Origin of the sequence: Paenibacillus sp. DMB5 (assembly GCF_001517085.1) — a bacterium.
Lineage (GTDB): Bacteria > Bacillota > Bacilli > Paenibacillales > Paenibacillaceae > Paenibacillus_AQ.
Window position 1 is genome coordinate 55,004 of the sequence record NZ_LRAC01000124.1, and the last position, 12,832, is coordinate 67,835.

General features: G+C 49.5%; 11 protein-coding genes and 1 pseudogene. 1 reads left to right on the forward strand and 11 read right to left on the reverse strand.

What is annotated here, in order from left to right; translation table 11 throughout:
• Positions 1–9: 9 nt before the first annotated feature.
• From AWJ19_RS15075 to AWJ19_RS15110, 8 genes and pseudogenes are all read right to left on the reverse strand, one after another.
• Positions 10–1,293 carry a hypothetical protein gene (locus AWJ19_RS15075; protein WP_068724942.1) on the reverse strand — a complete coding sequence of 428 codons (1,284 nt, stop codon included), beginning with the start codon at positions 1,291–1,293 and terminating at the stop codon, positions 10–12.
• 334 nt (positions 1,294–1,627) lie between these two features.
• Positions 1,628–2,956, reverse strand: coding sequence for an extracellular solute-binding protein (locus AWJ19_RS15080; protein WP_068724943.1), 1,329 nt, complete (start codon positions 2,954–2,956; stop codon positions 1,628–1,630).
• Positions 2,957–3,135: 179 nt separating this feature from the next.
• Positions 3,136–4,307, reverse strand: a pseudogene (locus tag AWJ19_RS15085) (glycosidase).
• A 41-nt stretch (positions 4,308–4,348) separates the two neighbouring features.
• On the reverse strand, positions 4,349–5,182 hold the full coding sequence (locus AWJ19_RS15090) for a carbohydrate ABC transporter permease (RefSeq protein WP_068724944.1): 834 nt from the start codon (positions 5,180–5,182) through the stop codon (positions 4,349–4,351).
• A complete protein-coding gene (locus AWJ19_RS15095) occupies positions 5,182–6,066 on the reverse strand; it encodes a sugar ABC transporter permease (RefSeq protein WP_068724945.1) in 885 nt (294 codons plus the stop codon). The genes AWJ19_RS15090 and AWJ19_RS15095 overlap by 1 nt, the downstream gene beginning before the upstream one ends.
• Positions 6,067–6,310: 244 nt before the next feature.
• Complete coding sequence (locus AWJ19_RS15100; protein ID WP_068725289.1) at positions 6,311–7,552, reverse strand: hypothetical protein; 1,242 nt, start codon at positions 7,550–7,552, stop codon at positions 6,311–6,313.
• A 144-nt stretch (positions 7,553–7,696) separates the two neighbouring features.
• On the reverse strand, positions 7,697–8,557 hold the full coding sequence (locus tag AWJ19_RS15105) for an SDR family oxidoreductase (protein ID WP_068724947.1): 861 nt from the start codon (positions 8,555–8,557) through the stop codon (positions 7,697–7,699).
• Positions 8,554–8,985 (reverse strand): MarR family transcriptional regulator, encoded by a 432-nt coding sequence (locus AWJ19_RS15110; RefSeq protein WP_068724949.1) that lies wholly within the window; start codon positions 8,983–8,985, stop codon positions 8,554–8,556. Before AWJ19_RS15110 ends, AWJ19_RS15105 begins: the two co-directional genes overlap by 4 nt.
• 283 nt (positions 8,986–9,268) lie before the next feature.
• Between AWJ19_RS15110 and AWJ19_RS15115 the strand changes: the two genes are divergently transcribed.
• The gene (locus AWJ19_RS15115; protein ID WP_068724950.1) at positions 9,269–9,775 is read left to right on the forward strand and encodes a GNAT family N-acetyltransferase; all 507 of its coding nucleotides are present in this window, start codon (positions 9,269–9,271) and stop codon (positions 9,773–9,775) included.
• A 351-nt stretch (positions 9,776–10,126) separates the two neighbouring features.
• Here the strand turns inward: AWJ19_RS15115 and AWJ19_RS15120 are convergent, their stop codons facing one another.
• From AWJ19_RS15120 to AWJ19_RS15130, 3 genes are all read right to left on the reverse strand, one after another.
• Positions 10,127–10,585 (reverse strand): DinB family protein, encoded by a 459-nt coding sequence (locus AWJ19_RS15120; protein ID WP_068724952.1) that lies wholly within the window; start codon positions 10,583–10,585, stop codon positions 10,127–10,129.
• Positions 10,586–10,801: 216 nt separating this feature from the next.
• On the reverse strand, positions 10,802–11,542 hold the full coding sequence (locus AWJ19_RS15125) for an SDR family NAD(P)-dependent oxidoreductase (protein WP_068724954.1): 741 nt from the start codon (positions 11,540–11,542) through the stop codon (positions 10,802–10,804).
• A gap of 35 nt (positions 11,543–11,577) precedes the next feature.
• On the reverse strand, positions 11,578–12,588 hold the full coding sequence (locus tag AWJ19_RS15130) for a hypothetical protein (protein WP_068724955.1): 1,011 nt from the start codon (positions 12,586–12,588) through the stop codon (positions 11,578–11,580).
• Positions 12,589–12,832 lie beyond the last annotated feature (244 nt).

Genomic DNA, 12,832 nt, shown 5'->3' on the forward strand with positions numbered 1-12,832 from the left:
CTCCTTCTATTAAAAAGCCTCCGACTCTATTACATTCGAATATGGCCCTTCTGCCCCGCTCACGCTCAGTGCTTTCATGCGGTAATAGGCTTTCGCTGTTTTGACCCTTACCGGGTCCAGCCAGCCCCCGCCGTCATTGGACGGACTCCGCTCAATCAGTGTTGTCCACGGTCCCTCCGGACCCTCTGTTGCTTTTTCCAGCGTATAATAGGCTCCTCCGGCCACACCCCGGAAACAGATTCTGCCTTCCGTTGCATCCAGCAGCACAGGTGCATCTCTAACCTCCGTCTCCGGAGCCTCTTCTCCCCTCATCCGGTACGCATGATTGCGCAGCGACTGAATCCGCTCCAGATGCTCGGCATTGTAGCCGCTGCCCGGATAGTGTAGCGTAAAGCCATCATAATGCTGGACATAACCGCCGTGATCATCATGGCCGAACAGTGACCAGAAGCAGGTACCGGATACAGCTGTATTGCGCTCGCCCTCGTCCAGAAAAGCCTTCGGCTCCCCGTAGGACCAGCCATATTCGCCTGCGATGAACACTTTGTCCGCGTTGCTTACCTGCGCTGCATCCGCCGCCAGCTCCCCGACATCCGCCGGATAATAATGCACATCCATAATATCCAGCTCCGGAATGTCCAGCTTGTCAACATCCACCTCGAACTGCTTGCCGTGGCTGACAAGATGGTTAGAGTCAAGCTCCTTGATATAACGGCAGATATCCCTCACCCAGTCCGCAGGCGCATGATTCAGCTCATTCCCGAGCTCCCAGGCCATTATGGCCGGGTCATCCTTGTACACCACACCGCTAATCGTATTGGTCCGGTTCAGTACCTGCCCGATATACCATTTGTAATCCGAGATCACATCACCATCAGTGTAAAAAGCGTTCTCGTCGTCAATGCCCCGCCACCGGGTAAACGTGGACCTGCCGCCGTGGTAATAACTCCAGTTGCAGACAAACGGGATAATCACCCGGAGCCCGCGCTTAGCGATCTCATTGAGCGCAAAGTCTACTTTGACAAAAGCCTCCTCATTCAGCTCCCGCAGCCGCGGCATCAATGATTTCGGATGGCCTGCAGACACGCCGAGCGTGTGCGACCTCAGAGCATTCGCCCCCATCATTACCGCCGTATCCAAGGCATTGGTCACCCTGAACGGGGTAGGCCAGTCAATGCCGCCGACATTCTCATCCAGCCCCAGCCAATAAATGTTGGGTCCGGCGAACCGGTACAGCTCCTCTCCAATAAAAAGCCTACTTCCCTTCCTTCTGACAAAATTAGTTTCTCCCATCGCTGCTCATTCCTTATCTCTGTAAATTAGTTGTGTTCTGGCTGCCTTGATAGACCTGCGGCGGATTAGCCTGATGGTCAATCCGCCGCAGCAATCTATATAGATTGAACTAATATTGCTGTTTTGGGATTGCATGTGACTCCAGAGAATGTTTGGACTTCCAGCCGCTGTTGTCTGCAGATTTCTTGATTTATACCGTTTTTAACGGTTGAAATCCGCAGACAAAGGCGGTCGCTACCGCTCCTTCAGTTCCAAAATTCTCCTCCGCCACCCTTCCACTAATATAAATTTCAAGTTCAATCTTTATAGTTATTTTATTTCCCGGCCAGCCTGATTACTTCGCTACATCCTTCTTGGCCTTGGCCCAGGCTTTGTTGTATTTGTCCAGGATGCTCTGCGGATCTTTGGCGAGCACGAATTCCTGTACCATAGCTTCCTTAGTGATCTGGGCTTTGTTTACAACATCGGTAACCTGAGGATCATCCGCTACGGCTTCCAGGGTAACAGGGTTGAAGCTGTTGAATTCCTGAAGCTGCGGTACGGCTGGTTCCTTATCCTTGATCACAGGAATGAAGCCGCCGAACTCATCGAACCCGGACTCTTCAAGCATCCATTTTACAAAGGCCTTGGCTGTTTCCAGATGCTTGCTGTCCTTGTTGACCCCGTAAGCCCAGTCAGGCGCCAGCGTTACGTTAACTTTGCCGGAGTTGTCATACGGAAGCGGGAAGAAGCCGACATTGTCAGAGGTTGTTCCGCTGGAAGCAACCTGCGGGATGGCCCAGTTCCCGATCATAAACATGGCGAATTTGCCGCTGGCTACATCCTTTTTGGACTGCTCCCAGTTGGTAGAGTTCACATCGGGCTCCAGGTAGCCCTTCTCATACATGGTGCGGAGAATGCTCATACCCTGGCCGTAGGCGTTGTCCATCTGGAACGGCTCGTCGCTGTTGATGCGTTCGTTGTTCAAATTGGCGTTCCCCGCAATGCTTGTCGGGATTTCAGAGGCCCACGGATACAGCGGCCACTGATCCTTGAAGTTGGAGGCCAGCGGCACAACCCCGTTTGCCTTCAGCTTTTCGCTGGCAGCGTAGAATTCATCCAGTGTCTTTGGCAGCTCGGTGATTCCGGCATCGGCGAAGGCTTTTTTATTATAGACAATGCCCGTTGTTGTTGCGCCGACAGAAATGCCGTATAGCTTACCTTCATAGGACTTGAAATCCTTGAAGTAGATGTTGTCGGTCAATCCCAGATCATCCAGCGGGGCAAAATAATTCGGCAGATCGGAGTTTGGAATCGTTGGAATCAACACCACATCGGGAAAATCACCGGAGGACATGCGGATCTTGGTCGTTTTGTCCAGATCGGTAATCGCTTCGAACTGAATCTCGGCATTCGGATATTTCTCTTTGAACCGTTTCGCGTAATCATCGTATTCCTTGCCGATCATGTCCGTACGGTTAGTCAGGAACGTAATGGTTCCGCTGATATCCTGGTTAGCGGCTTCGTCCCCGGAAGCATTAGAGGCCGCCGGTGCCTCACTTGCTGGCGTCGTATTGCCGCCGGTATCGCCTGACGTATTGCCGGCATTGTTATTATTGCCGCAAGCAGCAAGCAGAACAGAGGCCATAATCATACTTACAAGAGCGGTAGAGCTTTTTTTCATTTTAAATCCCCCTTGAATGATGTTATCGCTTACAAACCGAATATTAACATTATTTAATTTTATATTCAACAGTTTATTTTAAATATATTAAACAATTATAAATTAATTATAATTTTGTTTCAAAAACAATCACAACATCAACTCCCAACGGCCACAGCTCCCCCTCGAACAAGCAGTTTTTAGCGCAAATTGCGCTCAATCAGCGCAGAGCGCTGCTGCACACAAGCATAGGAACGCATGGCGTCCTCAGGGGTGTTTTTGACGTAATCCACCAGTCTGTCTACAGTGGTCGTTGCCACATGGCAGCGCGTATCCGAGGAAGCATAATACAGAAACAATTCCCCGCTCTCCGTAGCGATCATCCCGTTGCTGAACACGACGTTAGATACATCTCCGATACGCTCCTCTCCTTCAGGAGCCAGCAGATGCCCGCCGGGGCGGTACGTCTGAACCCATGGCTTATCCAGATCTGTCATAAAGGCGTACAGGACATAACGCAGTCCGGCAGCCGTATTGCGTACGCCGTGGGCAACATGCAGCCAGCCGTCCGCTGTTTTGATCGGAGCCGGTCCCTGCCCGTTCTTCACTTCCTTAATCGTGTGGTAGGCCCGCTCATCCACAATAATCTCCTCCTCCACCACCGCAGGATTCATCGATTCCGCCAGTCCCCAGCCGATTCCGCCGCCGGAGCCTGTATCAATGAAGCCGTCCTGCGGACGGGTATAGAAGGCATATTTTCCGTCTACGAATTCCGGATGCAGCACAACATTGCGCTGCTGCGCCGATTTGGTCAGCAGATCCGGCAGCCGTTCCCAGGTCTTCAGATCCGTGGTGCGCACAATTCCGCACTGTGCAACCGCACTCGACAGATCGCCTGCAGGTGCGGCCGGGTCCTTGCGTTCCGTGCAGAACAGCCCGTAGATGAACCCGTCCTCATGCTGGACCAGCCGCATATCATAGACATTCACATCCGGATCAGACGTTTCCGGCAGCTGGACCGGGTAATCCCAGAAAGTAAAGCCGTCTACGCCGTGTCACTCTCAGCCACCGCAAAAAACGATTTCCGGTCAGCCCCCTCCACCCGGGCAACAAGATAAAACTTTCCGTCCAGCCGGATCGCACCCGGATTGAACACACAATTCACGCCCAGACGCTCCATAAAATATGGATTAGTCTCCGGATTCAGGTCATAACGCCAGGACAGCGGGATATGGCGGCTGGTCAGCACCGGCTGCTCATACCGTTCATAAATACCGTTTTCCGAGAAAAGCGGCTCATTTTTCCGTGTAATAACCTCCTCATAACGTGCTTTTACCTGTTCATACCGCTTTTCAAAAATCGAAGAATTCATCTGCTTAATCCCCTTTCCATTTGTTTCAAAATGTTTATCCCTTAACCCTTAACCGCCCCGTTGGTTACACCGGCAAAGATGTAGCGCTGCAGGAACAAATACAGCAGAACCGTCGGGATCATGATGATCAGAATTGTGGCACAAATATAGCTCCACTGGGCCTGATTGTTGCTGGCAAACCGCATAATGGAGGTCGAGACCATCACCAGCTTTTGCTTGGGCATATAAAGGAAAGGAATATAGAGCTCGTTGTAAATATTGATCGTCTTCAGAATAACCAGCGTTACAGTAGCCGGGCTGAGCAGCGGGAAAATAATCGACAGATAAATCCGGAACAGGCTTGCCCCGTCAATCATCGCGCTCTCATCAAGCTCCTCGGGAATATTGCGGATAAACTGCAGGTAAATCGTAATCTGCAGCACATCGGCTCCGACAAACAGCAGAATCGGTGCAAACAGCGTGTTGAACACTCCAAGCGACTGGATCAGCGAGAAGATAACCACCTGGGTTGTGATCGTCGGAATGATGCTGGCAAACAGGAACAGCCCGAGAATCAAGCCTTTCCCTTTAAAAGCAATCCGGGCCAGCGCGTAAGAGACCATGGTGCCGAAGATGATATTTCCCAGCAGGGCAACCGCAATAACCAGAAACGTGTTGCCGAACGCCTGCAGAATATTGGCCTGGTCCATGACAATCCGGAAATTTTCGAAGTTCAGAAAGCTGTCGGGCAGCGCAAACGGGCTGGAGCTCTCATCCGGTCCCTTGAAGGCGTTCAGCACGACCACATACGGCGGAAACAGCACAACCAGGCTGGCGATGCCCAGCAGCACGTATTTGAGCCACTGCACGGGATCGGTTTTTCTGTTCGTTATCATCAGGCATCCCCCTTGCGTTTCAGCGCGAAATTCTGTGCCAGCAGAATCACTACGGTCAGAATCAGCAGCACAATGCTCATGGCTGAGGCCAGACCATAATTATTGAAGGTAAACGCCGTCTCCGTCGTCTTCAGCAGGAAGGTCTCACTGGAGCCGACAGGCCCGCCTTTTGTCAGCACAAACGGCAGATCGAATACAGCCAGGGCACCGCTTAAGGTCAGGAACATATTCAGCTGAATTACCTGGGTCAGGCTCGGAAGCGTCAGATACCACAGCGACTGGAACCGGTTCGCACCATCGATGGTAGCCGCTTCGTACATATCACCGGGAATCGACTGCAGGGCGCCGAGATAAATGATCATCGTATAGCCCATATACCTCCAAAAGCTCACCGAAGCCAGTGAAAAGTTAACGAGCGAGGTGTCCCCGAGCCAGCTGTGCTGCAGGGAGGACAGGCCGGCCATGCCGAGCAGCGCATTCAGGGAGCCGTTATTGGTGTCAAAAACATACTGGAACATAAAAGCGACCGCCACACCGTTCATAATATAAGGAACGAACAGCAGCACCCGGAACAAATTGCGTCCCTTAATCCGCGAATTCAGAATAACGGCGAACAGGATCGCCACGATATTCTGCAGCACCCCGCCAAGCACATAAGGAATCTGGTGAATAAACACCCCGAATAAATCCGGATTGGTGAAAACCTCCCTGTAGTTGTCCAGCCCCAGGAAGTTAACCGTCTTGCTGATCCCATCCCAATCCGTAAAGCTGAGGTATAGCAGCCTGACCGCCGGATAATAAGTAAACAGCCCCAGCAATCCAAGCGGAACAAACAGGAAAGTGATCAATATAAGAATCCGTTGTCTGTTATAAGAGCTCCCCATCCGCCGCACCATCCTTCCCGTTGTTCAATATCCAAAAGCCCATGTCCAATCCCCCTGGTTCACTTGTTATCGCTTACAGTAGGATTTTATCATGTTGAATTTATTTCTTCAACTATTAATTAAACTTTATTCAAAAAATATTAAAAATGTTTAAGTGGTATTTGTTTCAACATCCTTTAATTTCCTGCAGGAACACAAAAAAGCATCTGCTCCACAGTTGGAACAGATGCTTTTAGTCTGTAATTTAGTTTGCGGGCTGTCCCTGAATTAGCTTGCCCTCCTGGTCATATCTGCGGATGTGGGTTACCAATTCCTCAAGGTTCACCCAGGCTATCCCGGCTTTTTGATCGGCGGCACCGTACGACATGATTAATTCGCCGTCCATCACAATTCCCCCTGTTGTGAACAGGCACGGCGTCGGGTAATCGGCAGGCATCTCCCATTCTCTTTCCGCATACATGAGCCTGTCCGGACAACGGTGCCGCAGCGCGGGAAAATCATTCTCCTGCTCTTCCACGATCATGAAGGATTGCGTATAGCCGAACTCCACATTCTTTTTCCCGTGATAAGGCACCAGCCATTCCCGCTTCCCAATCTTGACAGGCGGCCAGCTCGCCCCTACCCGGTGTTCTTCCCAATCAAAGATAGGAGAAGCAAGCAGACGGTGCTCCGCTTCAGGCGAAGCAAAACCGTAAATGTCATCAGCCGCAGCTAGGTAAATCGAAGGCTTCTGCACCCGCTCCCCTTCCGGGAACGGCAGAACATTCATCGGCCTGTGCAGCATTACATATTTGGGTTCGCCGCCGATGCTCATTTTGTCCGGAAACAGAAACACATCGCGGTTATCGCTGACCTGCCCCTCCGTTAACGGACCGATATAATGAAAGGCCTCCTCGTAGCTTCCGCTTTTCAGTTTGTCCAAGTCCAGTTTATACAGCACAGTTACTGTATCATTGGAACGGGCTGTCTGGATAAAGGGGTCCTCATCGTCTGCCCCGGCAATCCAGTCCGGCACATACTCATAACGCGTCTCCACCGGCGGGTCCTGGTCACTAAGCCAATACGGCCCCGGAGGGAAAATCCGGCAGGCAACGGTTACATAAAGCTTCCCTTCAACCGGAAAAATTCGCGGGTCCTCAATGCAGCCGTTCGCATAATTCCGGACCCTGTTTCCTTTAATATCAGTAGTGTACAGCTCATGCTCCTCATAGCCTAACGCCGGCGCGAGAGCCGGTCTGCTAAAGTCGGCATCCCAGGTCTCGCCGCGGTCGCTGCTTTTGGCATAACCCAGAAAAATCGGATACGGATCATGACAGCCTGCTCTCTTCTTCTGCGGCCACGGGCCTGTCGCCCGGAACAGCATATGGATATCATCGGATCCGGGGTCTTTGACGATCGCCGGATTCAGCACCATTTTGTCCGCCCAGGCACAGCCGGGAACCGGCTCCAGGACAGGATGATCGAGATAACGGAATTGTGGATTCATAAGTTCCTCCTTAATAAAGCTGAGAATCGCCTTCATGCTGAGCACTTCACTTTTCATGCTTCGCACTCACGACCTCACTTTATCACAGAGTTAACAACCTTTCAATTATTTTCAACATTTAATATAAACATTTTTCTAATATAATTAAACTTCACTGAAACATTCCAGATTTTCCTTTACAAATTCCCGGAATGTCCTCGGTGCCCGCCCGGTCAGCTGCTGAAACTCCCCGCTCACCCGCTGAGCCGTCCCCATTCTGGTCATAAAATACAGCGCAACCGTCACATTCACATAGGCTTTATCGAGTCCCCGCTCTTTGATGTAATACCTTCTATATTTTAGAAACCCGGGCTTGGCGTACGTGATCTGCCGTCCTGTAGCCTCACTCAGGATCTGCGCCACCTGATAATAGTGAAGCGACTCTGGTCCGGTTAGCGTGTGGGCGGTATTAGCATATTTCACGGAATCGCCAAGCAGCACAGCGGCAGCAAGCCCGATATCTGCTGCATCAATGAAACTCGTCCTGCTGTTGCCCGCTGGTATGTAGATCTGATTCTGTTCGCGAATCTCGGCAGCGTGAATGCCCGAAACATTCTGCATAAAAAATCCAGGACGGATGTGCGCATAGGGAATTCCTGCAGCTTCAATGTATTTTTCAATTTTATAGTGAGGCGGAATAGTGTTCTTCTCGATCCCCATCAGCGACAGAAAGGCGACCAGCCGGATGCCGTGAGCCTTCAAGGCGTCAATAAAAGGATACAAATCCTCCGGTTTCCCCAGATGCGGCGGACGCATCAGAAATACCCGGTCCACCCCTTCAAGCGCCGTAGCAAACGTAGACGGTTCTGTAAAATCCAGCCTCACACATACTGCCCGGCCGTGAAACGTTTGCTCCAGCCTGTTCACATCTGTCCCCGCGGCCACCACCTGCTCTCCCCTCTTCAAAAGCTCCTCCGCCACATAGCTGCCCACATTGCCCGAAGCGCCTGTAACTAATATTTTCATGACCGTCCCGTCTCCCTGCTGATGATTTCCGTTGCCTGCTGCATTAATCCGATAAATTTGGCGAATTCGGCACTGCCCATCTGTTCTTCCAGCAGCTCCATGCTGCGGTAATACTCCGCTGCGGTGGACTCAACGAGCTTCCGACCCTCTGCTGTCAGAGATACGGTATAGCTTCTCCCGTCTGTCGCTGATGCGGCTTTATGCAGATACTGCTGGCGGATCAGGGAGTTGATCATAACCGTAACGGACGGCTTGGATATCCTGAAAAAGCTGCTGATCATCAGCGGCGTAACCGGCTCCTCCTGCTTCTCCACAAAGATAAGCACCCCCATCTCACTGGACCTGACGGGAATATCCTTTTTCACATTCATCTGCTGCCGGCAAAATAAACCGATGATCTCCGCACTCCTCACCGTACTCTCTTTCATATGCACACCTCATTTAGTTAGTCTGGTTAACTATATTATTGTACTTCTGCTTTCCTTCTGTCAAATGAATTAAATACCATTCTTGCTGATGTAAAAATAAAGCAGCGGCAGACTATGACTTATAAATAGAGTCTTAGTCTGCCGCTCGTTTAGACTGAGTAAATAAAGTACCAGACAGTCGAGGCATTAGCTAACGGGCAGATTTTTCGAATATAATCGTTTTATCCCATTATAAAATCAGCTTTTAATTTAAAATAAAAGAAAAATAAAGAAGAGGTGCTTTATGACTGAAATAACTATCCGTATGTTAAATGAGAGTGATCCCGAAGTTATTTCCGAGGCATTCCATAATCAAGGTTGGGAAAAGCCTATCGATCTTTTCCTAAAATATTTAGAAGAACAAAAAAAAGAGCAGCGAGTCACGTTGGTAGCTGAGCTTAAAGGTGGTTTTGCGGGTTATGTCAATGTAAAATGGCAATCAGATTACCCCTATTTTAAAGAGCATCGTATACCAGAAATCCAGGATTTTAACGTACTGATTAAGTATCGACGAAGTGGAATAGGTACCTTGTTAATGGATAAATCAGAAGAAATAATTAGAGAACAATCAGAAATCTCCGGTCTTGGTGTAGGCTTATTCAGTGATTATGGGGCTGCACAATCCTTATACGTCAATCGCGGATATGTTCCGGATGGCAAAGGAATTTTTAAAAACGGCGAGTACCTACAATATGGTCAGCAGGTGCTTATAGATGACGATCTTAATTTATTTTTTGTTAAAACATTATGATGTGAAGATAGACTTTTAAGCAAAACTCAACTAGATATTCAAGTAAACGGAAAACGTTAGTATAATAAACCAACAGTAGTCTAGGACTTTTTTCCAGTTCACGACAGCAGCTGGTTTTTTATATTGAAGCCTCAAAACGAGCTCTTTTGGAATTAACTAGTGAACAATATGCGTCAAATGCGACATAAAACCTCCACTTATCTTTTTCAACTAAATATCCTGCCCTTTAACACAATATTCCGCACAATGCATCGTAATCGGACTGCCCCGTTTGTTCAATTAGGACTTCTACAAAAAAACGTTAATTTTCCTGTATCAAAGCACCTGTTAGTTAAAGAAGCAGTATCAATATTAGGCATTATTTTTAATAAGGATTTGGTTGTTAATATGATGTTCCATATGTTCAAGATAATCTTTTACGAGCCACCCTAATGTTTTCTGTTGATTATTTCCTATATCACAAAGATTTGATAATCTCTCTTTTGGGATATTCGATATAGTATTTATGATTTGCTTATTTAAGGCTAAAAAAAGGTTTAATATCTCATCAAGTGGTCTTTCTTGATAATGCTGAAGTATTACCCATTGGTTTTGATTATATGATTGGAGGACAAATGGTTGTTCTTCGTACTGAATCATTATAAACCTATTAATATTATTTATTGCAGAGTCGCATAGATGTCCTAAAATCTCTTTTTTGGACCATTTATTTGGTAATGGGCGATTTGATATTTCTGTTCCTGACATTGAGTTATATACCTTCGGTAATGTTTGTATCCAGTGGTTTATTCCATTAATTATATCTTCCACACGCCTTCACTCCTTCAATATGTATCTAAAAAACAATATTCCACTGAAGACATTAATATCCCTTCTTAAACTAACCTGCCCGTTACCTCAACAAAGACAACCGATCGATAAGACCGGCTGCCTACTTGTTTTTATTTTCAGCTAACGTTGTCTATTGAAGTCTTAGTCTTGTCTGATTCCGATTCTGGAAAGGCTTAAATTATGAAATCGGCTCCTTTACCAAGGCAGCGTCTCCCCGGCGTAATCAATCAGAGCCAGTCCTTCCCCGGCATAGCCGGAATCAAGCCGCTGCTCCACAAGCTTCAAGATACTCTCGGCGGACTCGTCCGGTGTCAGCTTTCCCGCTGTATCCAGCTTGCCCTGCATATAGGTCTGGACATGACCGGGATGAATGACCATCACCTTGCCGCCCTTGGGGGCAATCTGGTTGTGAATCAGATGGGACTGCATATTGAGCGCCGCCTTGGACATGCAATAGGCATACCAGGCGTTCCGCCAGCAGCTGCCGATGCTGCCTGCCTCGGAGGAGATGTTGACGATGAGCTTATGTTCACTCCGCAAAAGAGGCTGAATTAGCCCGTTCGACATCCTCAATGCTCCCAGCGCATTCACGCGGAACACCTGATCTATCTCCTCAAAATCCAGCTCGTCCTCAATCGTCGCCTGCATATCCCCTAATATAGCCCCGTTATTGATCAGAATATCCAGCCGGTCGGTGACCGCCGCCACAGTTTTCAGCGCTCTGCTGACACTGTCAGCATCGCTGATATCAAGCGGAACACGCTTCAGACGTCCCTCACTTAACTCCTCCAGCCGCTCCAATTCACTCCCTGCTCCGGTGTTTCCGGCTCCGGCATATTGTCCGGCAAATACATGATATCCTTGTCCCAGCAGTCCCTTAACCAGGCTGAGCCCGACTCCCCGGTCTGCTCCTGTAACGAATGCCCATTGTAGCAACTTTATCTCCTCCTTTTGACTAATCACAATTCCTGTCAGATAAAAGGACGCCGGTCCAGCACTTTGTTCAGTACCCGGTCCGCCTGTACCTGCTCCGGCAGCACGGACTGCACGATGGCTAGGGCGCACACGCTGCCGCACAAGGTATGCAGGTCTTCATACACCTCGTCAGCCGGTTCTTCCGCGCACATAGCAATAAACTCCAGCAAATGTTCGCCGATAGCCTGAACCATTTCCTTAAGCTCCTCCGCCCTGTGGCTGGTCTGCTCTATTACACTCACTACGAGGTACAGCACGTCCAGCTCCACAAAAGAGAAATTACCCTTAGAGAGCTGAATCTGCCCGGATTGGAACAAGCTTAGGCAGGTATCTGCCAGCTGCTCCGGATAACGGAGCCGGCGCTTGCGGTAATCCTGGTTGAACAGGTAATGGAAGGAGCCGGCCAGATGATGGAACAGCGGCGCTCCGTCGTCAGCAGCGCAATCCCCGCTGCCCGTTATTGCTCCTTGCCGCCACAGGCCTGTCTCTGGATCAGCCTCATTCCAGAGCCAGTCAAAATACCAGTCCTCCCACGCTTTGTCCGCTTCTTCGGCCAGCACCAGCGCAGCGTAGACTCCTGCACCTTTGGTTGACTCGCCCCATGGCTGATGCTTCCAGTCCAGACCGTCCAGAAAAGCAGTCAGCCCGGAACGCTCCTTAAGAGGATGTAGCGCTTTCAACGGATACAGCGGCTTGGCATCCAGCAGCTCCAGCGCCGAGATGGCAAATGCCGTGCTGTGGATGGCATGATGCCCCGCCCCTGGGAACATTCCGTCTTCTTCCCGCTGGAAGCCCTGCAGTGTCCGGCTCAGCCCGCCATACTCCGCGCTTCCCGGAGCAGGCAGCTCCCCGAGCGTGTACAGCAGAATCGCCGCATCGGCCGTTCCATACAGCTCTGCGTCATGCGGCGGGTCGGCCAGCATCCGACGGTATCCGCCCGGCTGGCCGGTACTATGGGCAGCAAGGGTGCAGAGCACCTTTTGTATAAACGGCTCTATATTAACCATGTTTGGCAATGCCTCCTTAATTGAGCTTCATCTATTACATTGTAGAGGATTGACCCTGAGGCAGATATAATCTAATGGCCGTTGTTTATGGCATAATGACAGATCATGCTCATTTAAAAAGAACATGCATTGGTTTTGGCTGTATGGTTGTTGTGATGGTTGGTTGTATGATGGTTGGTTGTACTTTGTACAACAGATTTATCTTTTGGATGCCGAAAAAGTGATTCTATTGCATTTTGTACAA